Raw genomic sequence first — 21,531 nt, 5'->3', positions numbered from 1 at the left:
TTCATAAGCTTATATTCCTAATCCAAACACGGCACTTATGCTAATCTGGCTTTATATTGTGGCAAGATTAGCGTGAGTGCACTTTGTTTACTGTTTACCATTCCAATAAAGTTGATACTTTAAAAATTCTTCTCGTTCACTTAATCAAAAGTGACCCTTTAGCCAATCCTTTCGAAAAAGAGCAGATCTTGGTTCAGAGCCCGGGTATGTCTCAATGGCTTAAGATGGAACTCGCCAAAGAGTTTGGTGTAGCAGCAAATATCGATTTTCCTCTTCCAGCGACCTTCATTTGGGATATGTTTACCCAAGTGCTTCCTGATGTACCGAAACGCAGTGCTTTTAACAAAGAAGCGATGACGTGGAAGCTGATGAGTTTGCTACCCGCGAAACTTGACCACCCTGATTTCTTACCCCTACAGCGCTATCTTGAAAACGACGAAGACGGCTCTAAGTTGTATCAATTAGCCGAGAAAATTGCCGATATCTTCGATGGCTACTTGGTGTATCGACCTGAGTGGATGGCAATGTGGGAAGCAGGAGAGCCTGTTACAGAATTAATTGATGATGAGGGACAGCAAGAGCACCCTTGGCAGCCGATTTTGTGGAAGGCACTCTACGATCAAACGCTCTCTCAAGGCCAATCGAAATATCACCGTGGTAACTTGTATCACGACTTCATTGAAGCGTTAGCTAATCAACAAGGCCAGTTACAACACCTGCCGAAACGTCTGTTTGTGTTTGGTATTTCGTCACTGCCTCCTCGCTACATGGATGCCTTGAAAGCGCTTGGCGAGCAGATTGATGTCCACCTGATGTTTACCAACCCTTGCCAACATTACTGGGGCGATATTCGTGACCGTAAATACTTGGCGAGAGTGGAAGCGCAGCGTCGTAAGCAGTTTGCTTTGGTTGATGGTTTACCTCAGCTAGAAGGCGAAGTCTCACCATTAAAAGATGGCATTGAAGCCAATATTGAAGACGAACTGCATACCAGCCAAGCGGTCGGTAATAGCTTACTTGCGTCTATGGGTAAACTGGGCAGAGATAACCTGTTCTTGCTGTCTCAATCAGACAGCGAAGAGCATGAGTTCTTTATTGATGTCGAGAGAGACAGCCTGCTGCATCAACTGCAAGCCGATATTCTTGAGTTAGAAGAGCACCAAGACGATCACATCTTAGACTCCAGCAACCATAAACAAGTGGTTGAGCTGGGCGATCGTTCGTTGACGGTACACGCTTGTCACAGCCCAATGCGCGAGGTTGAAGTTCTTCATGATCAGTTGTTAGCAATGTTTGACGCAGACCCAACATTAAAGCCACGCGATATCATTGTGATGGTGGCAGACATCAATGCTTACAGCCCTGCTATTCAGGCGGTATTTGGTAATGCTCCGGGTGAGCGTTATATCCCTTACTCGATCTCGGATAGAACCGCAGATCAAGAGAGCCCAATCCTGACCGCGTTCATGCAGTTGGTCGCGCTACCGAACACGCGTTGTCTAGCTTCTGAACTTCTAGAGTTATTAGAAATCCCAGCGATGATGGCACGCTTCGGTATTGATGAATTTCAATTTGAACAAGCTAAGCAGTGGGTTGAAGAAGCAGGTATCCGTTGGGGCGTCGATTCTTCTACGGCAACAGAGTTTGATTTGCCTGCCACCGAGCAAAATACTTGGCTATTTGGTATCCAGCGTATGTTACTGGGTTATGCGATGTCGGATTCCGCAGGTTTGTTTGAAACTGAACACTCTCCAATTGCTGCTTATAACGAAGTTCAGGGTATTAACGCCGAACTTGCTGGTAAGTTAGCGCACTTTATTGATCGTATTGCCCATTACCGTCAACGCCTTGCCAAGACGCAATCCATCGATATGTGGCGTGAAACCTTGCTGCAAATGATTGATGACTTCTTTGCCGTTGAACTAGAAGGCGAGGTGGTGCTTAAGTCGATTCGCGATGCACTTTCTCAACTCAATGAACAGCTTGATGATGCCTTGTACGAACAAGAGCTATCGCCAAGCATTATCTATCAGTACTTGAATAATAAACTGTCGGGTGCGCGTATCAGTCAGCGTTTCTTAGCGGGGCAAGTTAACTTCTGTACCTTGATGCCGATGCGTTCTATCCCTTTCAAAACCGTTTGTTTGTTAGGTATGAATGATGGTGTTTACCCTCCCTCTAATCCTGTCGAGAGCTTTAATTTGTTAGAAGGCAGGGCTCGTCCCGGAGACCGATCTAGGAGAGAAGATAGTCGTTACTTATTCTTAGAGGCGATGCTGTCAGCGCAAGAATGTTTATACATCAGCTATGTCGGTCGTTCGATTCAAGATAATACTGAGCGAGTGCCTTCGGTATTGGTTTCTGAGTTGATTGAGTACTGCCAGCAGAACTACTGCCTAAGTGACGATCAAGCGCTACCAAGTGATGATTCTGGTATCAAGCTGACTCAAGCGATCAGCTTTGAGCACACCATGACGCCGTTCAGCCCGGCAGCCTTTACACAAGGTGATGCAAGTCATGTATTGAGCTACGCCAAAGAGTGGCTTCCTGCGGCCAACCGTTCTGGTGAACGTAGTGGTGAATTCAATCGTGCTTTGGACGACTATTTGCTTGGCGCGACTTACCCATTGGAGCTCGATCTGGTTGAGCTACAGCGTTTCTGGCGCTTGCCAGTCCAATACTTCTTTAATCGTCGCCTAAAGGTAGTGTTTGAGCCACCGCTTCCGGTAATGGAAGACGACGAGCCGTTCGTGCTTAATGGCTTAGAAAGCTTCCAGCTTAAAGATGCGCTGCTGCAGGTACTGTTGGATCACCCAGAAGGAGCAGATGAAGCGGTTCGCTTGTTTGTTTCTGAGCAAAAAGCCCAAGGTCGATTACCGGTTGGTGCTTTTGGTGATATCGAATTTGAAACCAACCGTGTTCAAGCAGAAGACTTAGCCAAAGAGATTCGATTCGTGAGCGGCTCGCCACAGCAAGATCTTGAGGTAAATATTAAATTTGACGTGCTAGGTGAAGGAAAACCGGTTCGTTTGATGGGCTGGCTTACTCAAAACTATCAATCGGGTTTGGTGCGTTTTCGTAGTGGCAAAATACGCTCTCAAGATTACTTGGCCGCGTGGATCGATCACTTGTGTTGCACAGTGATGGGCCACGGCAAAACGACTCATATTATTGGCTATGACAGAAAAGAAGGCGTGGTTCACCAAACGCTACAGCCTATTGGCGATGCGCAGCAGGCGAAGAGTTTGTTGGCGGAGTTAGTACGACTGTTTTATCAAGGTATGACTGCACCACTGCCTTACTTCCCGAAAACCGCATTGGCCGGCGTTGAAGCGGGCTTTAGCCGTGGTAAATGGGTCGATGATGAAGAGAAGTCACTTAAGAAAATGGCCGATACTTTTAATGACAGCTTCGCTTTCACTGGCGAGGGTCGAGATACCTACATCTCGCGTATTTGGCCTAAATGGGACGATGAGCTGGCTGCTGAGTCGCGAATGTATTCGACGCTTGTGTTACAGGCGGCAAGGTTGGCGGCTGCCGATCTGGAAGATCAGGAGTAAGTGGCTGTGATCGACAAGATCAATCGCGGGTTCGCTGAATTAATGAAAGACAAAAGAGAGTCGCTGGTAAGCGTTTGGTACGCTTGCTTTCAAGATGAAGGGAATCAAGGTGAATAGAAGCAAGGTACAGGAAATAAAGTGGCCGCCAGTAAATCATTATTAGTGTAGGGCGTTCGCTGTACGGCCACAGGTCAGAGGGACCATTATTCTGTGGTTCAAAGTAACGCCGTAAAGTACAAAACTCGTACGTGCTCCTGAACTCGTGGGCGCATAGTAGCGAGGCGATCCGAATTGATCCGTGAGAGAGATCGCACTAACTATTAACAAATTAGCGTAGGACGTAAATTGAATGACGTTTTCCACGCTAGGTCACATTTGTAACAACACATTTATCAGAAGGCAGTAAGGCATGACGACCACAAGCAGTGTTCAGGTAATCGCTCCACAGACACTCGATACCATGACGTTTCCACTTCATGGCGCGCGTTTAATTGAAGCATCAGCGGGTACAGGTAAAACATTTACCATCGCTGGCTTGTACTTACGCCTACTGCTCGGGCATGGCACGGCCGCTCCACAAGGTGATCTGACTGAAGCCACTCGACACCATGAGCCGCTAACCGTAGACCAAATTCTGGTGGTGACCTTTACTGAAGCAGCTACGGCTGAGCTGCGAGATCGTATTCGTGCTCGTATTCATGATGCACGCATTGCGTTTGCACGTGGGCAAAGTGACGACCCAGTGATTGCGCCTTTGTTACAAGCCATCGATGATCATGCTGGCGCGGCTAAAACTCTGCTTAACGCTGAAAGACAAATGGATGAGGCTGCGGTATACACCATTCACGGTTTCTGTCAGCGAATGTTGACTCAAAATGCTTTTGAGTCTGGAAGCCGCTTTGATAACGAATTTGTGACCGATGAAAGCCACCTAAAAGCACAAGTAGTTGCTGACTATTGGCGTAAACAGTTTTACCCGCTGCCCATTCAACTGGCTGGTGAGGTTCGTAATATCTGGGGTTCACCGGCTGCATTATTAGCAGACGTAAATCGTTATCTGACAGGATCTCCGCTGAAATTGACGGTAGATGCGATGTCGGGCGACTTGCAAACTCTGCACAACCAAAACCTAGATAAAGTGAAGCAACTTAAAGCGCTGTGGTGTGAATCCGAAGCGGACTTTTTGGCTTTGATCTCTGCTTCGGATGTGAACAAGCGTAGCTACACTAAGAAATCTCTGCCGACATGGTTAGAAGCTGTGACAGCATGGGCGCAGAGCGACACTCATGATTACCAGTTTCCAGATAAACTAGAGAAGTTCTCACAAGCAACGCTAATTGAAAAAACACCAAAAGGCACCGCGCCTCAGCACGCGGTGTTTGAGGCTATTGAGAATTTCTTAAATTCTCCTGTAGATCTAAAAGCTCCATTGCTGGCGCATGCGATTACTCATTGTCGAATCATGTTAGCTAAGGCTAAACAGCAGAAGCAGTGGTTATCGTTTGATGACCTACTGACCCAGTTATCTGCGTCGATCGATGTCGATGAGCAGTCATTGCTGGTGGAGAGAATCCGTACCTTATACCCGGTGGCGATGATCGATGAATTCCAAGATACCGATCCGCTGCAATACAGTATTTTTAGCCGAATCTACCTCGATAATCCGCAGTGCGGCTTGTTTATGATCGGTGACCCGAAGCAGGCTATCTATGGTTTCCGCGGTGCAGATATCTTTACCTACATTAAGGCAAGAAACCAAGTTAGTGCTCACTATACGTTAGGCACTAACTGGCGTTCGAGTGCTGATATGGTCAGCGCGGTAAACCAAGTGTTTATGAATTCGGATAGCCCGTTTATCTACGACCAAGACATTCCATTTCTGCCCGTCGCTGCCAGTCCATCGGCTGACAACCGCCAATGGGTGATGAACGGAGAAACTCAACACGCACTGACCTTTTGGTTACAAGAAGCAGAAGATAAGCCACTACCTAAAGGCGAATATCACAAAGCCATGGCCGAGGCGACGGCGAGTCAAATTCAAACCATTCTGACCGCTTCTCAAAATCAACAAGCCTATTTTGATAACGGCAAAAAACAACATGCCGTGAATGCGGGTGATATTGCTGTTTTGGTTCGAACCGGTAGTGAAGGTCGTCTGATTAAGAACGCGTTGTCGGAACAAGGCATTGCGAGCGTGTATTTATCCAACCGAGACAGTGTGTTCACCAGCTTGGTCGCACAAGATATTCAACGTTTGTTGCAGGCGGTGCTGACACCTGAAAATGACCGAGCATTACGCGCCAGTTTAGCGTCGGAGTTGTTTGCTCTGGATGCCGCATCATTGGATGAACTCAACAACGATGAAGTGGTGTGGGAAAACGTCGTTAACGAGTTTAGAGAATATCGTAAGTTGTGGCTTCAGCGCGGCGTGTTGCCAATGCTTCGCAGCGTGATCAGTAAACGACATCTCGCGGAACGCTTACTGGAAGAAGAAAATGGTGAGCGCTCACTCACTGATTTAATGCACATTGGCGAATTGTTGCAACAAGCAAGACAAGAACTCGATAGTGATTACGGTTTGTTGCGTTGGTTAGCAGAAGCGATTTCCGATGCTCAAAATGGTTTAGGCGGCAGTGAGGATGACATTCAGCGTCTTGAATCAGAGAGAAACTTGGTTCAAATCGTTACCATTCATAAGTCGAAAGGTTTGGAATATGACTTAGTATTCCTGCCATTTGTTACGAGTTACCGAGAAGCGAGCGAAGGCAAATTCTACGATCATGATTCAGATACCACAGTACTGGATATTACAGGTAGTGATAGTGCCTTAGCCCAAGCCGATAAAGAGCGACTCGCGGAAGACTTGCGTTTGATTTATGTAGCGCTGACTCGTGCGGTTTATGGCTGTTTCATTGGTATAGCGCCACTGCGTAAAGGGCGTTCAACCAAAGAGCCTACCGGCGTGCATTTGAGTGCGATGGGCTATTTGGTTCAAAACGGTCAAGAGCAGGGTATTGCCGAATTGCATCAGGCTCTTGCAGCCATTGAGGGCAAGAATTCCAGTGTGCTGCTAGCCGAAATTCCAACCGCTCACGAGCAAGTGTTTGTACAAACCGAGCAAGTGAGCGAAGACTTACATGCGAGCGAACTCAAGGCTTCAATCGACCGGGCTTGGCGTATCACCAGTTACTCGGGGCTTGTAAAGCAAGGCAGTCACGGTGCGAGTCATGACGCGACCATTGAGGTGTCTGGCTTTGATATTGATTCGGCTGATGAGCAGGATGAGTCTGAGTTGATTGAGCCTGAACGCTCTATCTTTACGTTCCCTCGTGGTGCTCGCCCAGGTACTTTCTTACACACCTTGTTTGAGGAGGTTGAATTTACCGAGCCAGCAACCAGTGAACATAACACGCAAGTAATCACTCACTTATTAGAATCAGAGCAATACGAACTCGAGTGGCTACCTGTGCTTCAGCAACTGGTCGATACGGTACTGAACACCGCGTTGGATGGTAAGAGCTTAAAACTAAGTGAGAAAGGCTCAACACAACGATTAGTTGAGATGGAGTTCTTACTACCAATCGAAGTGTTGGCTGCATCTGAATTGAATCAAACCATTCAATATCATGATCCGTTATCGGCAAAAGCGGGCGACCTAGGTTTCCAAACCGTGCAAGGTATGTTGAAAGGCTTCATCGATTTGGTGTTTGAGCACCAAGGTAAATACTATGTACTCGACTGGAAATCGAATCACTTAGGAGATGATGTTGCTGTCTACCATGGCGAGGCATTGAAATCGGCGATGGCCGACCATCGCTATGATTTGCAATATCAAATCTATGCATTGGCGTTGCACCGTTTCTTACGCAGCCGCGTTGCCAATTACAGCTACGAACAACATTTTGGTGGCGTGTACTACTTGTTCTTACGAGGAATGGACGGCCAATCTCAGCAAGGTATTTTCTCGGCGAAACCAACACTGGTTTTACTTGATGAAATGGATCAATTGATTGACGGTAAAGTGATAGACAGACGTTCGGCACAATTGAATGACGATGAAACTGGACAGATGGGGCTTTTATAATGACAACAACGACCACTAATACCGGCATAGATACTGCGAACACAGCAAAGCCAGTTTCACTTATTCCTGAGCAACTGATGGATGTACTCCAGTTTCTTGCGGATAAGGGTTCTATTCGTCAGTTGGATTATCAATTTGCCCGTTTTCTTGCTCAGCAAGCCACGAGCTACCCTCAAGAGATCGGCTTTCTCGCGGGGGTAGTGAGCCATGAATTAGGCAAAGGACACATTTGTACTCAGCTTATACAGCAGCATACGACAGGCCCTGAACTAGCGGCAGATCTTGCTCAGTTACTTGGGTTATACGGTGAAACTGCACTGCAATTGAACCAAAAACTGTTGGGTATTGATTGGGTGGCTGTGCTTCAATCATCAAACTTAGTGGGAACGACCAACGATTGTGTTAAGCCTCTAATGTTCGATGGGCAGCGTGTCTATTTACAGCGTTATTGGAACTACGAAGTTGTGTTGGCTGAGACCTTAAACCGTTTAAGTAAGCCGGTAGAGTTCAATACTGAGCAGAAAAAAGCGCTGACTGAAACGCTCAATCTGCTTTTTGCACGTAGCTATCATTTTCTGTTTAACGCCTTAGCCAGGGCTGAAGCAAATCAGCAGACGTCTCAGGTATTACGCCAACAATTGGTGTGTGACCATCTTGATATTGTGAATGAGCAGGCTTTAGATTGGGGATCAATCGACCAAGCGATTGTACAAGCTAAGCAGGTGACGGACTTAGATGTGTTGGACGACTTGGTGCCGTTATCGGCATGTTTGAACTGGCAAAAAGTCGCGGCAGCGGTGGCGCTGAGTCGTCGTTTTGCGGTGATTTCTGGTGGGCCGGGTACTGGTAAAACAACCACGGTAACCAAATTACTGTCGGCGATGGTCGAGCAATCTCTCAGCCAAGGTAAAACACCAACGATTAAGCTAGTGGCACCAACGGGTAAAGCGGCGGCGCGTTTAACCGAGTCGATCGGTAAAGCAATTGAACAGCTGCCATTAGCGCCTGAAGTGAAAGCCAACATACCGACCGAATCGAGCACCTTACACAGATTACTCGGCGCGATTCCTAACCGTGCTGAGTTTAGGCATAACCGACGCAATCCACTCCACCTTGATATCTTGGTAGTGGATGAAGCTTCAATGGTTGATCTGTCGATGATGTATAAGCTGGTGGATGCACTTCCTGAGCACGCAAGGCTCATCTTATTGGGTGATAAAGACCAACTCGCTTCAGTAGAGGCAGGTGCTGTGCTCGGTGATATCTGTTCATTCAACTCTGCAGGGTACAGCACAGCGCAAGGCAATTTGATTGCAGAGATGACAGGTTTTGATGCGATAGCTAAACCAAGACAAGACAAAGCTGGAGCGGTGAATCCGCCTGCGATTGCGGATAGCTTGTGTATGCTGCAGAAGAGTTATCGTTTCGATGCGCGCTCCGGTATCGGTCAGCTGGCAAAAGCAATCAATAATGGTTCTGCGAATCAAGTAGACCAAGTGTTTGCCAAAGGTTTTGGCGATATCGAAAGCCACCCTCTGTCGAGTGACAGCTATAACCTGATGCTGCGTACTTTGGTTAACGAGTATGGTGCGTACCTCAATAGAATGAATGTGCCGTTGGAAGAGTTAGAAACTCAAGAAGCGAGAGCGAAATCGGTACTCGATTTGTTCAGCCAATGCCGACTGTTGTGTTCCATTCGTGAAGGGGATTTTGGTGTTAAAGGCCTCAACCACAGAATTGAAAGAGCACTGGCCGCAAGGCGTTTGGTGAGCCCTCATAATGATGAGCTGTGGTATCACGGACGTCCTGTTATGGTGACGCGAAATGATCATGGCTTGGGTTTGTACAATGGTGATATTGGTATCTGTATGCTTGAGGCGGGTTCTAGTCAACCTGACTTAACCCCTCGTTTGAAGGTCTATTTTGAGTTGCCCGATGGCAGCGTAAAAGCTGTGCTACCAAGCCGAGTGCCCGATCATGAAACGGCTTATGCAATGACAATACACAAATCTCAGGGTAGTGAATTTGATCTGACCTTAATGATCTTGCCGCCAGATTTCAGCCCTATTTTAACGCGGGAGCTTATCTATACAGGTATTACACGTGCGAAGAAACGACTGATGATGTTCAGCGATACAAATGTGTTGAAGCGTGGGATTAAGGTGAAAACAGAGCGAGTGAGTGGTTTAGGCAGTCGCTTAACGAATTAGTCGTTATGGACGGCTAGAGAAGGTTTTGAACTTAGGGCTAGATAAACACAAAGCAACCATCCTTGGTTGCTTTGAGCGTTATTAGGAATCAGAGCCTAAAAACGCTCGAGTAAACGATATGTGGTTTATCTTGTACTTTGCTTGGCAATTCAAAATAAACTCTTTTAGATTCTCGCTAACAGGGAACACGCAGTGTACGTCTAGCCCTTCTAAGAATTGGTTATCAGCCATATCCCAAAAACTTTGCAGCGAGTTACAAACAATGGTTCTCATATCAATATTGCTCTTTTTGCTGTTTATATTAACGAGCAGAGCTAATGTTAGCGTGCTGGTCGTCAACGGGTATAGCAATCCGTGCAGTGACCACCTCAATGAGTTCGACATGACTATCGAGATGGCAATTCCAATAAAAACATTTGTTAAGATTATTAAAGCGTCTAAATTCTATACAATTATACGTGTGAGTGAAAGTGCATAGTTAATAAATCTCATATAGAAAACGATTACATTTGCAATTATTTTTCTGTCGAAGTGAGATTGTGCTCCAAAACTTTATTTATACGTTGAGCGCCAAGATCTTTGAGTTTCTCTGATAGTTGTATAACCCTTGTTTTTCCATCGGTAATTCATCAACCGCTATCTCGTAAAAACCCTGTTCACGGAACCAGTGAAGGCTGTGCGTAGTAAGGACAAAAATCTGGTCGATATCACGAGATTTTGATTGGTGACGCATGTAATCCAGCAACAATTGCCCACGGTTTCCATCGCGATAGTCAGGGTGAATCGCCACACACGCCATCTCTGCCATGTGATCTTCCGGATACGCATATAGTGCAGCGCAACCAATAATCAGTCCGTCTTTTTCGATAATCGTAAAGCGGTGAATCTCTTGTTCCAATTGTTCTCTTGAGCGACGAACGAGAATGCCTTGTTCTTCCAAAGGACGAATAAGGTCAAATATGCCACCAATATCGTCAATCTGAGCTTGTCTTACTTGCTCGGCACTAGCCATGACCACTTGGGTTCCAATACCGTCAAAAGAGAACAACTCTTGGATTAATGCGCCATCTACCTTGTAGCTGATTAGATGACAACGAGGCACACCAGCTCGACAAGCGGAGATCGCTCCTTTCAAGAAGCGCAGTGTTCCTGTGCTCATGTCTTCGGCAGGATTTTGAGATTCCGTTAATCGTTCTAGAATTTGCTTGGCATCTTTAGGGAAGAGTTCGGCGAGCACGTTACCGCGTTCATCTGTTACCCCTTGTTCGGAGCAGAAGCCAATCAGCTTGTCGGCCTTTAGACGAATAGCAACTTGGGTAGCGACCTCTTCAGAAAGTAGGTTAAAGCTTTCGCCTGTCACGGAGCTGGCAATAGGGCCAAGCAGTACAATTGAACCTTGGTCAAGCGTGCGATTGATCCCTTCGATATCGATTCGACGAATACGCCCGCTATGGCAATAATCCGTACCGTCATCCACGCCAAGCGGTTGAGCCGTAATGAAGTTACCACTCATAACATTGAGTTGAGTGCCTGCCATCGGCGTGTTGTTTAAGCTCATTGAGAGGCGTGCGGTGATGGCAAGTTGAAGCTGTCCAGCAGCCTGCATAGCGACGCCCAAAGAATATTCATCAGTGACCCTAATATTCTTGTGATAAGGCGTATGGCAATCTTGCTTGGCGAGCAATTGGTTGATCTGCGGTCTTGCCCCGTGAACGAGAACAATCTTTACTCCAAGGCTGTGGAGCAAGGCTATATCACTAATAATGTTACCAAAGTTCCTGTCGGCAACGGCTTCGCCTCCCAGCATAATGACCATGGTTTTGCCACGGTGAGCATTTACGTAAGGGGTTGATTGTCTGAAACCTTTTACTAGCGCTGTACTTCTTAATTTCACAGAACAAGTCCATTTTGTTTATTTATTCGATAATTTAGCATTTAAATTCAAACGTAAACAACACCTTTTTGGAATAAAGCGCAAACTATTCTTATCTAGGCTTCAATATATAAACTGTCTCAGTGTAGAATGCGCATAGCATCCTTATGAGTAGTCACCGAATGCAACAAGCTCCAGCAACAAAGAACAAAATCGATGAGATAACCAAAGGTCTCTACAGCGAAGCTGATCAGCGCAATCAATCTAAGTTGAAGCGTAAGATCATTGAACGTTGTTTAATGGTTCTAGCCTTAGTGGGTTCGTTTGCGGTGGTTTCTTTGTTCGGCGATGTGCTTTCCCGAGTGCAAAATGCGGCGACGCCCGACAATCTGATATACGGCACTTGGATAGAGCAAGATGTTGCACATTATGCGACCGATGAGTTTGTTCTGAATGCTAATGGTGTGTCAGTTCGTGGGTCTGTTGTTTCGACGAGCTTTGACTTTGATGGAAACTACTTTGAATACAAGGCGGGTGATAAAACCTATCGCTTCCGCATGACCAATTCTGACAATACAGAAATGGTGCTCGATTCTGACAGTCACTACAATCCCATCTTCCGCCTTAAGGGCCATATCGATAACTCCGTCCGATAGGTTATCTTCTTGTAAACTCTTACAATCTAAGATTGTGTTATCTGACTGTTTTTGTCATCCTCGATGCATAGAATTTTTAGGATGACTCTTGTGATTAAAAAATGGCTTCCCCTTGTCGCTGCCTCTTTGTTATTTGGCTGTGCTCAACCCACTGATCTTGCTCAGCAACACCTTGATGACGAATTTCCTCGCACCTTGAATAAGGTCGATCAGGTTGAATCCAATAAACCAAGAGACTACACCGCATTTGCAGAACAAGCTGAGATGGTGGTTTCTAAATCCCCTTCGATGGCTAAAATCTATGAGCCGCTTTATCAACAACTCAATGAGTGGGCGATGCTGAGTGGAGATCCAAGCGAGCTAGCGAATTTTGGCGTTCAAACCGCTCAACTAGGTGGTGGTGATAAACAAGGCAATGTTTTGTTCACGGGCTACTTTTCTCCTGTGATGGAGCTGCGCCACGAAGCGAATGAAGAATACCGTTACCCTGTTTACGGGCTTCCTGAGTGTGGCAAAGAGTGTCCAACACGCGAAGAGATTTACAACGGCGCATTAGAAGGTCAAGGCCTTGAGTTAGGTTATTCAGCAAACCGCATCGACCCATTTATGATGGAAGTGCAGGGCAGTGGATTTGTGCACTTCGGTGATGATGACACGCTGCAGTATTTCGCCTACGCGGGTAAGAATAATAAAGCTTATGTGAGCATTGGCCGTGTTCTGATTGAACGAGGCTTAGTTCCACGCGAAAAAATGTCGCTAAAAGCAATCAAAGAGTGGGTATTGGCAAACGATCCTGAAGTAGTGAAAGAGCTGCTTGAGCAAAACCCTTCTTTCGTTTTCTTTGAAGCGAGAGACGACCTATCGGTAATGGGCAGCGCGGGCATTCCTCTATTACCGATGGCGGCGGTAGCGGGCGATCGCTCTATCTTACCTATGGGAACACCGATTCTTGCTGAGGTTCCACTACTGAATGCTGATGGTACTTGGAGCGGCGCTCATCAACTAAGACTGCTATTGGTTTTGGATACGGGCGGCGCGGTTAAGCAAAACCATTTGGACCTTTACCACGGCATGGGCCCTCGAGCGGGTACAGAAGCGGGCCATTACAAGCATTTTGGTCGTGTGTGGAAGCTCGGTTTAGATGGCAGCGCAACTGAAGCGCCTTGGGCTTTGCCTCCTGAAAAGGTTGAGTAAGCTACAATAAAATAGGGCATTGAAAGCGAATCGCTAATCCCCTAGACTTTTTATTCAAGAGTGCGTATAAAACGCACTCTTTTCTTTTTCTCAGAAATAAATTGGCGGCAACAATGCGTGAATTGACCACTCCAGCTTCAGAAAACTATGACCAACGATTTGGTGGCACACGTCGCCTATATGGCAATAGTGAAGTCGACATACTTAGAGCAGCACACGTGTGTGTGATCGGTATTGGTGGTGTCGGTTCATGGGCGGTTGAAGCGCTTGCTCGTACTGGTTTAGGTGAGCTGACTTTGATCGATATGGATGATGTGTGTGTGACCAACATCAACCGTCAGATCCACGCAATGTCGGGTACCGTTGGTAAAAGCAAAATTGAAGTGATGGCAGAGCGCGTTAAGCTGATTAACCCTGAGTGTAAAGTTAACCTGATTGACGACTTCATCGGCCCAGACAATCAGGCTGAATACCTGTCGAAAGAGTTCGACTTTGTATTAGATGCGATTGACAGCATGAAAGCTAAGGCTTCACTGTTGGCATATTGTCGTAGCAACAAAATTAAGGTGATCACCACTGGTGGTGCGGGTGGTCAAATCGATCCGACTCAAATCAAAGTGGCTGATCTGACGAAGACGATTCAAGATCCGCTCGCGAAGAAGCTAAAAGATACCCTTCGTCGTCATCATAATTTCCCTAAGAATCCAGCACGTAAGTTTGGTATCGATTGTGTGTTCTCAACTGAACAGCTGAAATACCCTCAAGCTGACGGCAGTGTATGTGCTGCGAAAGCGACAGCAGAAGGTCCAAAACGTATGGATTGTGCGACGGGTTTTGGTGCAGCAACGGTTGTAACCGCGACGTTTGGCTTTGTGGCTGTTTCACGTATCGTTGAAAAGCTGATTCAAAAGCACGCTAAGTAACGTCTTCTACTCAATTAACAATCGACTGGATATTAAAATGACCACATTCCCAAGCTCTCCATTCGGCACTGAAATTACCAGTGATGATATTGTCGCGAAGATGCAGACATTCAGCGGCTGGGAAGACCGTTATCGCCAAGTGATTCAATGGGGTAAGAAACTGCCAACGATGCCAGATGAACTGAAAAGTGAGCAGGTGATTGTCTCTGGCTGTGAAAGCCAAGTGTGGTTGGTTTCTCAAAATATCGACGGTGTTTGGCACTTTTGTGCTGATTCTGATGCGCGTATCGTTCGCGGTCTGATTGCTTTGGTGATGGCTGCGTATGATGGAAAAACATCAGAGCAGGTTCAAGCGTTCGATATTGATGGTTACTTTGAACAAATCGGTCTAATTACCCACCTTAGCCCATCTCGCGGTAATGGATTAAAAGCGATTGTTGCTCAAATCCAAGAGCTAAGTGCTTAATATCTCCTTGATACACAGAAGCAAAAAGGGTTGACGTTAAACGCCAACCCTAAGTAATTTCGCTACTCCCTAAAGCATATCAACGGCTTTTTCTATCGCCGCTACGAGCTTTTCAACATCATCCATGTTGTTGTAAATACCAAATGAAATTCGAACCGTTCCTTTCACATTAAGTGCATCCATTAATGGGTGAGCACAATGATGTCCTGCACGTACTGCGATACCTTGCTGATCCAGTAGAGTCGCTATATCTTGATGGTGAACACCATCCATCACAAAAGTAATCACACTTGCGTTAGGTTGATACCCTAAAATCTGAATGTCATCCAGTTTACTGAGAGCAAGATAAGTCTCGTGTTGTAGTTGGTGGATATGATTTTCGACATCTTGTTGTACAAAACCACTTAACCATTCTATTGCGGTGCTTAGTGCTATGGCTCCTGCCACATTTGGCGTGCCCGCTTCGAATTTGCCAGGCAGTTCTGAAAAAGTAGTGCCAGAGAAAGAGACGCGCTCGACCATTTTGCCACCACCATGCCAAGGTGGCATCGCTTCTAACAATTCAAGCTTGCCGTAAAGCACACCGATGCCCGCAGGGGCATAGAGCTTGTGTCCAGAGAATACGTAGAAATCCGCACCTAAAGATGAAACATCTACGGGCTCATGAACAATACCTTGCGCGCCATCGACCACAACAATGGCATCCATCTTATGGGCTTTCTCGATGACGGCTTCAATCGGCTGACGAGAACCCGTTACGTTGGTTATCTGAGCTAATGCAACAATCTTGGTTCGTTCATTTAAAAGCGTATCAAACGCGACTAGGTCAAATTCGCAATCCGATGTCATCGGTACTTTAACGACTTTAGCCCCGGTTTGTTCTGCCACAATTTGCCAAGGAACTATGTTAGCGTGATGCTCCATTTCACTCACTAAGATCTCATCGCCAGGCTGAAGAATACTTCTTGCGTAAGTTTGAGCAATTAAATTGAGCGCTTCGGTTGCACCGCGAGTCCAGATGATCTCTTTTGAAGAGCTTGCACCGATAAACTGAGCGACCTTATCTCTGGCAGCTTCAAACTGACTGGTCGCGTTCGCTGTTAAGCTATGGCTACCACGGTGAACATTGGCATTTTGTTTGGAGTAATATTGGCTAATGGCATCAATAACTACCTGAGGTTTTTGTGTCGTTGCCGCGCTGTCTAAGTAAATCAATGGTTGTTGATTGATGGTTTGTGATAGCGCAGGAAACTGCTCTCGGATGTGATTGATATCAAGCATCTATTCTTACCTAAAATCTTGGAAATTGGTGCCAGCGTTATGCTTAGCGGTATTGTTATTTTATCGCGACTTGTTGACCGTTGCTGACTAATCTTGATGATTCCAGCTATTTTCTTGCTCTTTGACCTGATTGAACAGCTTTTGGTTAACAGGAACTTCTATCTGATGTTTAAGCGCTGTTTTTATTAGGTGTCCAGTGATGAAGTCGATCTCTGTCTTGCGTTGGTAAAACATATCCTGCTTCATGGATGAGTTGTTCTGCGCCGTGGCTTGGATGACCTGCTTGACACTTGCTTCTAATCCGTCGAATGAACAAGCGATCTCTTCGGCCTGCATAACTTGTGTGAGCTCTTCAACGATAGAACTTAAAATACCCTCAAACCTTTGGTCTGCAAGTTCACCATTCTTGATTTGTTCCAACCCAGTAAGTGGATTGATAGCACAATTGATGGCGAGTTTAGCCCAAAGCGCGGTTTCTATTTGTGGGTTCCAACTCACAGTGGGGAGAGCATCATCCAATACATCAACCAAAAACGTGCACTGTTGACCCGTTTGGTTAAAAGCACCCAACTGGGTTTGTCCTATTCCTGTATGAGATACACTATTACGATCAGGTTTGAATGCTGCTTGGGTCGTGGTTGCCAATACTATCGGGTGAGCATTAATTTGAGTGGCAATGTTGTCGACCGCGCCCATTCCGTTATGCATGAACATGAGAATGGTGTCAGAGTCGAGATATTGAAGTAACGGAGTGGTGGCTTCTTCTAGTTGCCAAGCCTTGACTGTGAAGATAACCAAATCACTCGTTGATAGCTTGTCGATATTGTTATTGCTGAAGGAAAGTGAAGTTTGCTCATCAAGTGTTAGGTCAATTGAGGTTTCAGGGGAGCGACTCAACAAAGAGACATTATGACCAGCTTGAAGTAGTTTTATCGCCCATAAAGAGCCGATAGCTCCAGGTCCAACAATAGTGATGTTCACAGCAATACCGAGATAAGAAAGTGATGCTGCAAGGATAGCTAGGCATTAAATGAAAGCAATAAAAAATGGCACCCTAGGGTGCCATTTTGGAAACTTTTCTTAGAAGTTCGATTAGAACTTGTAAGTTACTGCAACGTAGTGACCTACGCCAGAAGAATCAGCTTGTGAAGAAGCGTCCCATGGTAGGTCTGCACCATCTTTAAAGCCGTATACATCGCTGTATAGTTTCAGGCCGTAACCAACTGCAAAACGATCTGAGTGCCAGTAGATACCGTTGAACATTGCGCCGCCGTTGCTTACTTGAGCGTACTCATCTTTCATACCGAATTGGTAATCAATGTAACCTTGGTAAGAGATGAATGAACCGTTCTCGAAGAAGTAGAATGGCTTGAACCAGTTAGTCGAGATTTGGAAACCGTTCCAATCTTTTTGGTTTGAGTCGTATGTACCGTAAAGGTTTAGACCCATTTTACCGAACCATGGAACCATTACGTCAGAACCTAGACCAACTTTCTGAGTGTTAACACCACCGTTGTTACCATCCCACTCGAAAAGAGTTGAAAGGTATAGTTCTTCAACTGGACCGAAAGAAAGGTCTTTACCAGTTAGGCCGTCAAGAGACATACGAGGAGCAAACTTCATGAAGATTTTGCCATCTTTGTCTGCTTTGTCGCTGCTTGAGTCTGATGTTAGGTTAAATACATCAACATAGCCGTAAAGGTCGAAGATTCCAGAGCGACCACCAAATTCCATCTCTAGGTAATCATGAGTAGATTCGTAAGGACCTTTCTCGTTGATTGCACCCATGATGTTGAACTGCATCCACTTGTAATCGTTTTTGTGGATGTCGCCGTCAGAATAATCTGCTGCCATTACTGGAGCAGAAGTCGCTGCAAGTAGGCCAAGAGTTAAAAGTGATTTACGCATAATGGAACTCTCTATGTTTAAAATAAGTAACCCGCTAATCCGTGCGTGTTTGTGTGTCCGAATGCCGAGCATCATAGCGATTTTGTTCTCAAATAAAAGTGAGACAGAGTGAAAATTGCAATTATTAAAGTGAGATCGATCACACTAATGATCTAAATAATGGAACTTTACGGTGGCAATGCATCCTGATGCACCTCTAATTCTATTGATTTTGTGAAATTCGATTATTTTGTGGATAAATAGGTGAAATACTGCGCTAAGCAAACGATTCTACTAATTAGAGTGATATGCATATCAAAATCAACAGTATTCTTTTCTAAGCGTTTTCTCTTAAAAAATGACTCATTCAAACCACCTCTTAATCTCGTCTTTGATCTATTTTTGACCAACAGCGTAGTGGAGTTGGAATCAATTGATGGACAACTCATGTGATGACTGCCTAGGGATTTGAACCTAGCTACTTTTTGAATCACGGAGAATTAAAGACAGTTCACTGCACTAGATTTTGAAATACTTTTTAAAGATTAGTTATTGGACTAATCATTTGTGTGACGAACTGGTCTAACTTTTTTGGAGAGAAGACCGATGAAATATTCACCTATACTCGCTGTAGCGATATCAGCCCTTTTCATTGTTGGGTGTGATGATGACGATGAACCAACAACTCAACTACAAGCTGTACATGCATCGCCAGATGCGCCTTTAGCTAACGTTTTAGTCAATAGCCAGGCTCGTTGGAGCGGTGTCGATTATGCTCAGGCATCCGGGTACGCTTCAGTAAATCAAGGCCAGACAACTCTTCAAGTCGATGTCCAACTCCCAGGTGACGCAGTTGCCACTGTAATTTCGCCAAGCCAATTCGATTTGAGCGGTGAATTAGATTACACCGTGATGGTGGTCGGTGACGCTGACGGTTCTAATAACCCGGTTGAGGCTTTAGTTGTGACGCGACCTTCTGAGGGAACGGCAACGAGTTCAAGTTTAGATGTGCAAGTTGTTCACGCGGCAACAGGGGTTGGAGATGTGAACTTATACGTAACGGCGCCGAATGATCCATTGGGTGCTCCGCTTGGCACTCTCGGTTATAAAGATTTTACTGACGTGCTGAATATTCCAGCTGGTCAGTACCGAGTAAGATTAGAAACAGTGAGCGGAAGTGCTATTGCTTTTGATTCTGGAGAGATAACTCTGGCTGGCGGTAGCGAGCTAACTATTGCAGCGGTATCAAGAGCTGACTCAAACAGTGTATCTCCGGTGAAGTTGATGGTGATGGACGGTAGTGGATCATCGTTAATATACGACATGGCAGAAACTGCCGAAGTAAGAGTCGGGCATTTGGTCGATGGCGCACCAGCTGTAGATGTATTTGTTAATTCTGCTAAGTTTGCTCCTCTTGATGGTTTAATGTTTAAAGAAATTCGCGGTTTCTTAGATTTAGCAGCAGACAGTTATGATATTGATATATACGAAACGGGAACGACGTCTCCGTCATTTATTGATGTTGATGGATTAGCTGTATTTGCTGGCATGGATTACAGCATCTATGCGGTAGGGACAGTAAGTCCACTGAATTTGGAACCTTTGGTTGTTCCTGAAAACCGTCGTCCGGTTGCGACCAGTGCGGTGTTAAACATTACCCACGCCGCTGCTAACCCAATTGCGGCATCGGTGGATATCTACTTAACAGAAAACGCGGGGATCTCTGGTAGCACTCCGGCGCTAAGTGATGTGAAATTCAGAGATTATGCGAATGGCATTTATGTTGCGGCGGGGTCTTACTTTGTGACGATTACTGTAGCGGGTCAGCCGTCAGTTGTGGCTATCGACTCTGCGCCCGCAACCTTAGCTGATGGTGTGGTGTATCAAGTCGTGGCGATTGATGATTCGATGGGTACGGGTTTTAACCTAATTGTCAGTGAAACAACAGACTAGATCTGAAGACAGAATGTAGAAGAGGGTAGATCAATGCTACCCTCTTCTTATTTGTTTTCTTTGACTCTATTCTTGGTTAGTTTTGGCTTTCTCTAATAAATCCGTGAAAAAGTGGCGTAACGAGTAGAGCATGATCAAACTTGGAATCACCATAAGTGCGGTCAGTATAAAGAAGGTTGACCAATCATTGAGGTAATCGACCAATTCACCACTAAATGAAGCCAGTGTTGTTCGACCGAAGTTACCCAAGGATGCGAGTAATGCATATTGGGTTGCAGAGAAGGCCTGCCCGGTTAATAGTGTTAAGAAAGAGACAAACGCTACGGTTGAAAACGCAGTTGTAAAGTTATCGACAATGATGGTTGCCAAGAACAAGGTTTCACTCGGGCCAGTGTGAGCGATCCACGCAAACATTAGATTACTGGCCGCCATTGCCACACCGCCGATCATCAGTCCGCGTACAATACCGAATTTCACATTGAAGACACTGCCTACCAAAGTGAAGAATATCGTCGCGCCCCAGCCAATTAACTTGGAGTAATGACCGATCTGTTCATTACTGAAACCTATCTCTTTATAGAAGGTGATCGACATGCGACCTAGGAAGGCTTCACCTATCTTAAATAGGAACACAAACAGCAATAGAGTAATGGCAACTTGAACTCCGTTTCTTTTGAAGAAATCATAAAATGGTTCAATTACCGTCACACTGAACCAAGCGACAAGCTTTGAGCCGACCACTTTATTGTGTCGCTGTTGTGCTTGTTCTTGTAGGGCTTCACGTTGTGTATTTGGCTCTCCGACAAAAAGAGTAAACAGCATTAATACAACAACGACACCTGCCATTCCGTAATACACGCCATTCCAACCGATTGAGTCTGCATTAATAAAGGCAAGGTAGCCTGGTAGTGAATACCCCGTCCACCACCCAATTACGGCCATTGCGGAAGCTTGCGGCAGTTTTGATGCTTCGGATTTTGGGAAGGTATCAATACGAAATGCATCAATCGCGATGTCTTGCGTGGCTGAGGCAATGGCAATAGCGAGCGCCAACATTGAGGTAAACGCCAAATTCTCTGCGGGATTGACGCCTGCGATGAATAAGGTGCCGATTAAAACAATGGTTTGGCAGAAAAAGATCCAACTGCGGCGCTGGCCGAGTATTGCGTGAAGCACCGGCAGTTTTACTCGGTCTACCAATGGTGCCCATAAAAAGTTAATCGCATACACGGCAAACACACTACCAAAGTAGCCAATGGCAGCACGCGTTAAACCTGCATCTTTTAGCCAGCCAGACATGTTGGATCCAATAAGAACCCATGGGAAGCCACTCGAACAGCCGAGCATAAACACCCAAAGTAGGCGTTTATCTAGGTAGCTGCGGAAAGTCTGCATCCAAGAAAGAGAGGGAGTGCCTGATGACATAGGGCGTCCTTGTGTAGAA

14 protein-coding genes are annotated in these 21,531 nt (G+C 45.7%); 8 read left to right on the top strand and 6 right to left on the bottom strand.

What is annotated here, in order from left to right; translation table 11 throughout:
- The first annotated feature begins 83 nt into the window (after positions 1 to 83).
- The 3 genes from recC to recD all read left to right on the top strand — a co-directional run bounded on the left by recC (position 84) and on the right by recD (position 9,854).
- Complete coding sequence (recC, locus tag AB4493_RS12840) at positions 84 to 3,560, top strand: exodeoxyribonuclease V subunit gamma (RefSeq protein WP_372155103.1); 3,477 nt, start codon at positions 84 to 86, stop codon at positions 3,558 to 3,560.
- A gap of 409 nt (positions 3,561 to 3,969) precedes the next feature.
- Positions 3,970 to 7,644 (top strand): exodeoxyribonuclease V subunit beta, encoded by a 3,675-nt coding sequence (recB, locus tag AB4493_RS12835; RefSeq protein WP_372155101.1) that lies wholly within the window; start codon positions 3,970 to 3,972, stop codon positions 7,642 to 7,644.
- Positions 7,644 to 9,854 carry an exodeoxyribonuclease V subunit alpha gene (gene recD / locus AB4493_RS12830; RefSeq protein WP_372155100.1) on the top strand — a complete coding sequence of 737 codons (2,211 nt, stop codon included), beginning with the start codon at positions 7,644 to 7,646 and terminating at the stop codon, positions 9,852 to 9,854. The genes recB and recD overlap by 1 nt, the downstream gene beginning before the upstream one ends.
- A gap of 81 nt (positions 9,855 to 9,935) precedes the next feature.
- Here the strand turns inward: recD and AB4493_RS12825 are convergent, their stop codons facing one another.
- Both AB4493_RS12825 and argA read right to left on the bottom strand, forming a co-directional pair.
- Positions 9,936 to 10,127, bottom strand: coding sequence for a hypothetical protein (locus AB4493_RS12825; protein WP_046224581.1), 192 nt, complete (start codon positions 10,125 to 10,127; stop codon positions 9,936 to 9,938).
- A 283-nt stretch (positions 10,128 to 10,410) separates the two neighbouring features.
- Positions 10,411 to 11,748, bottom strand: a complete 1,338-nt coding sequence (gene argA / locus AB4493_RS12820) for an amino-acid N-acetyltransferase (protein WP_017065782.1) — start codon at positions 11,746 to 11,748, stop codon at positions 10,411 to 10,413.
- Between the two features lie 161 nt (positions 11,749 to 11,909).
- Between argA and AB4493_RS12815 the strand changes: the two genes are divergently transcribed.
- The 4 genes from AB4493_RS12815 (at position 11,910) to csdE (ending at position 14,966) form a co-directional block, all read left to right on the top strand.
- The gene (locus tag AB4493_RS12815) at positions 11,910 to 12,383 is read left to right on the top strand and encodes a DUF2850 domain-containing protein (RefSeq protein WP_017064193.1); all 474 of its coding nucleotides are present in this window, start codon (positions 11,910 to 11,912) and stop codon (positions 12,381 to 12,383) included.
- Positions 12,384 to 12,464: 81 nt separating this feature from the next.
- Positions 12,465 to 13,577: a murein transglycosylase A gene (gene mltA, locus AB4493_RS12810; RefSeq protein ID WP_017059898.1), complete on the top strand. Its 1,113-nt coding sequence runs from the start codon at positions 12,465 to 12,467 to the stop codon at positions 13,575 to 13,577.
- Positions 13,578 to 13,690: 113 nt separating this feature from the next.
- Positions 13,691 to 14,500 (top strand): tRNA cyclic N6-threonylcarbamoyladenosine(37) synthase TcdA, encoded by an 810-nt coding sequence (gene tcdA, locus AB4493_RS12805; protein ID WP_017059899.1) that lies wholly within the window; start codon positions 13,691 to 13,693, stop codon positions 14,498 to 14,500.
- Positions 14,501 to 14,537: 37 nt separating this feature from the next.
- Entirely contained in the window at positions 14,538 to 14,966 is a 429-nt protein-coding gene (gene csdE, locus AB4493_RS12800) for a cysteine desulfurase sulfur acceptor subunit CsdE (RefSeq protein WP_017059900.1), read from the top strand.
- Between the two features lie 69 nt (positions 14,967 to 15,035).
- On the opposite strand, the gene csdA is transcribed toward csdE, so the two are convergent.
- The 3 genes from csdA to AB4493_RS12785 all read right to left on the bottom strand — a co-directional run bounded on the left by csdA (position 15,036) and on the right by AB4493_RS12785 (position 18,155).
- Positions 15,036 to 16,247 carry a cysteine desulfurase CsdA gene (gene csdA / locus AB4493_RS12795; RefSeq protein WP_372155098.1) on the bottom strand — a complete coding sequence of 404 codons (1,212 nt, stop codon included), beginning with the start codon at positions 16,245 to 16,247 and terminating at the stop codon, positions 15,036 to 15,038.
- 87 nt (positions 16,248 to 16,334) lie between these two features.
- Positions 16,335 to 17,228 (bottom strand): 2-dehydropantoate 2-reductase, encoded by an 894-nt coding sequence (panE, locus tag AB4493_RS12790; RefSeq protein ID WP_372155096.1) that lies wholly within the window; start codon positions 17,226 to 17,228, stop codon positions 16,335 to 16,337.
- A 111-nt stretch (positions 17,229 to 17,339) separates the two neighbouring features.
- A complete protein-coding gene (locus AB4493_RS12785; RefSeq protein ID WP_102320250.1) occupies positions 17,340 to 18,155 on the bottom strand; it encodes an outer membrane protein OmpK in 816 nt (271 codons plus the stop codon).
- Positions 18,156 to 18,740: 585 nt separating this feature from the next.
- Between AB4493_RS12785 and AB4493_RS12780 the strand changes: the two genes are divergently transcribed.
- A complete protein-coding gene (locus AB4493_RS12780) occupies positions 18,741 to 20,087 on the top strand; it encodes a DUF4397 domain-containing protein (protein WP_372155094.1) in 1,347 nt (448 codons plus the stop codon).
- Positions 20,088 to 20,153: 66 nt separating this feature from the next.
- On the opposite strand, the gene AB4493_RS12775 is transcribed toward AB4493_RS12780, so the two are convergent.
- Complete coding sequence (locus AB4493_RS12775; protein WP_146491381.1) at positions 20,154 to 21,512, bottom strand: AmpG family muropeptide MFS transporter; 1,359 nt, start codon at positions 21,510 to 21,512, stop codon at positions 20,154 to 20,156.
- Positions 21,513 to 21,531: the final 19 nt, after the last annotated feature.

It is taken from the genome of Vibrio sp. 10N.222.55.A1 (assembly GCF_041473835.1).
Taxonomy (GTDB): domain Bacteria; phylum Pseudomonadota; class Gammaproteobacteria; order Enterobacterales; family Vibrionaceae; genus Vibrio; species Vibrio crassostreae_C.
This window is presented reverse-complemented; position numbering and strand designations above follow the sequence as displayed.

What these genes read in the sequence shown, in the direction of transcription:
- recD (WP_372155100.1), top strand. Translation starts at nt 7,644, where the DNA reads ATGACAACAACGACCACTAATACCGGCATAGATACTGCGAACACAGCA.
- csdE (WP_017059900.1), top strand. Translation starts at nt 14,538, where the DNA reads ATGACCACATTCCCAAGCTCTCCATTCGGCACTGAAATTACCAGTGAT.
- AB4493_RS12825 (WP_046224581.1), bottom strand. Translation starts at nt 10,127, where the DNA reads ATGAGAACCATTGTTTGTAACTCGCTGCAAAGTTTTTGGGATATGGCT.
- AB4493_RS12780 (WP_372155094.1), top strand. Translation starts at nt 18,741, where the DNA reads ATGAAATATTCACCTATACTCGCTGTAGCGATATCAGCCCTTTTCATT.
- recB (WP_372155101.1), top strand. Translation starts at nt 3,970, where the DNA reads ATGACGACCACAAGCAGTGTTCAGGTAATCGCTCCACAGACACTCGAT.
- csdA (WP_372155098.1), bottom strand. Translation starts at nt 16,247, where the DNA reads ATGCTTGATATCAATCACATCCGAGAGCAGTTTCCTGCGCTATCACAA.
- mltA (WP_017059898.1), top strand. Translation starts at nt 12,465, where the DNA reads ATGACTCTTGTGATTAAAAAATGGCTTCCCCTTGTCGCTGCCTCTTTG.
- AB4493_RS12815 (WP_017064193.1), top strand. Translation starts at nt 11,910, where the DNA reads ATGCAACAAGCTCCAGCAACAAAGAACAAAATCGATGAGATAACCAAA.
- AB4493_RS12785 (WP_102320250.1), bottom strand. Translation starts at nt 18,155, where the DNA reads ATGCGTAAATCACTTTTAACTCTTGGCCTACTTGCAGCGACTTCTGCT.
- AB4493_RS12775 (WP_146491381.1), bottom strand. Translation starts at nt 21,512, where the DNA reads ATGTCATCAGGCACTCCCTCTCTTTCTTGGATGCAGACTTTCCGCAGC.
- tcdA (WP_017059899.1), top strand. Translation starts at nt 13,691, where the DNA reads ATGCGTGAATTGACCACTCCAGCTTCAGAAAACTATGACCAACGATTT.